The organism is Cereibacter changlensis JA139, assembly GCF_003034985.1.
GTDB classification, from domain to species: Bacteria; Pseudomonadota; Alphaproteobacteria; order Rhodobacterales; family Rhodobacteraceae; genus Cereibacter; species Cereibacter changlensis.
Map to the genome: position 1 here is coordinate 1 of NZ_PZKG01000311.1, position 1,740 is coordinate 1,740.

Genomic DNA, 1,740 nt, shown 5'->3' on the forward strand with positions numbered 1-1,740 from the left:
TGGACAGTTCGACAGCGTGAACGGGTGAATGTGGAATGTCGAAACTTGACGACGAAGTGGCGCGACTCCTCGCGCTGAGACGCTATGAAATTCTCGACACGGCCCCGGAGACCGAATTCGATCTTCTGGCGGATCTGGCCTGCTCGATCTTCGCCGTGCCGATGGCGGCGATCACCCTGATCGACGAGAACCGACAGTGGTTCAAATCGCACCGCGGCCTGTCGACCTCGGAACTGCCGCGCGACAACGCCTTCTGCGACGAGGCGCTGCACAGCCGCGAGGTGCTGCTCGTCCCCGACACCCACCAGGCCCCCCGCTTCCTCGACACCCCGCTGGTCGCTGCCGGAGCGCAGGTGCGCAGCTACATGGGCGCGCCGCTGACCACCCCCGACGGCTACAACATCGGCACGCTCAGCGTGATGGACAGCATGCCGCGCGACTTCTCCGACATCGACCGCGAGGTGATGGCCAACATCGCCAAGGTCATCATCGCGCAGATGGAGATGCGGATGATCGCCAGCGAGGATCCCCAGACCGGCGCGGCCAGCCGCCGGGCCTTCATGAACCTGCTGACCAAGGAACTGGAGCGGCGCAAGCGTGGCGGGCAGCCCTCGGCGCTGCTGATCTTCAACCTCGACAACTTCCGGACGATCAACGACCGCTTCGGCCACCCGGTCGGCGACGCAGTGCTGCGGGTGACCTCGCAGACCGTGTTCCGGGTGATCCGCCGCGGCGACGTGCTGGGCCGGATCGGCGGCGAGGAATTCGGCGTCATCCTCTCCGGCGCCGGGGCCAGCGAAGGCATGGAGGCCGCCGAACGCATCCGTCAGGCCATCGAGATCGCCCTCGTCCCCGACCTGCCGGAGCTGCGCTTCACCGCCAGCATCGGCGTCATGGCCGCCGCCTCCGGCTTCGAGACGGCGCAGGACTGGCTGCTGGCGACCCGCGCGCTGATGGCCGAGGCCAAGACCGGCGGGCGCAACCGCACCGTGGCCGCGTTGGGCCGGGTGAACGCGGTGGCGCAGCTACCAGCCGGCCGCCGCATGCACTGAAGCGCCCGCCGCCGGCCTCAGCGGCTGGCGGCGCGCAGCCCGTTGCGGGTCTCGGACGTGGCCAGCTGGTCGTTCAGCAACTGGAACTGCTGGCGGGCGGTGACCCGGTCGCCGTCATTCAGATAGGCGTAGGCCCGCAGGATCGCGAGGTCGCGGCGCAGCGTGCCGGTCAACTGCTCGTAGGCGTCGAAGAAGGCGATGGCGCGGCTGTACTGCTTCATCTCGTAGGCGCGGGTGCCGCGCTGGTCGAGGATGATGGTCTCGACCTCGATCCGCTGCTGCTGCGTCAGATCGGTGGCGGCGGCGACGCGGGCCGCCTCCTCGGTCATGTTCTGCGCGAGGAAGGACAGCGTCATGCCGAAGCGCGCGTCGCGCTGCACCTCGGCCCCCAGCCCGCCGCGCTCGGCGGCGCGGAAGCCCGCCAGCGCCTCCAGCGGCCGGTCGAGGTTGTAGGCGCACCAGGACCGCTCGTAGAGCACGTCGAGCGAGCGCGCGCCGTTCGACAGGGCGATGCATTGGGCATTGGCCCCGGCCGCCGCCGCCGCCTGCACCTGGCGCAGCCGGCCGTCGCCGCGCGCCGGCAGCGAGCGTCCGGAGGGGGCGACGCCGCGCAGCGGCGTGGTGGCGACCCGGGCCGGCGCCTGGGCGGCGGGAGCCCGCGGCGCGGGGGCCGCCTGAGGCTCGGCCG

The 1,740-nt window shown here is 71.0% G+C and carries 1 protein-coding gene and 1 pseudogene; one reads left to right on the forward strand and one right to left on the reverse strand.

Annotated elements, in window-relative coordinates:
• Window positions 1–35 precede the first annotated feature (35 nt).
• Window positions 36–1,052 (forward strand): GGDEF domain-containing protein, encoded by a 1,017-nt coding sequence (locus C5F48_RS23555; RefSeq protein WP_107666096.1) that lies wholly within the window; start codon window positions 36–38, stop codon window positions 1,050–1,052.
• 17 nt (window positions 1,053–1,069) lie between these two features.
• Here the strand turns inward: C5F48_RS23555 and C5F48_RS25475 are convergent.
• Window positions 1,070–1,740: pseudogene (locus C5F48_RS25475) on the reverse strand (hypothetical protein); the annotation flags it as partial.

Bases quoted from the DNA above. Each gene is read 5' to 3' on its own strand.
- C5F48_RS23555 (WP_107666096.1), top strand. From the start codon at position 36: ATGTCGAAACTTGACGACGAAGTGGCGCGACTCCTCGCGCTGAGACGC.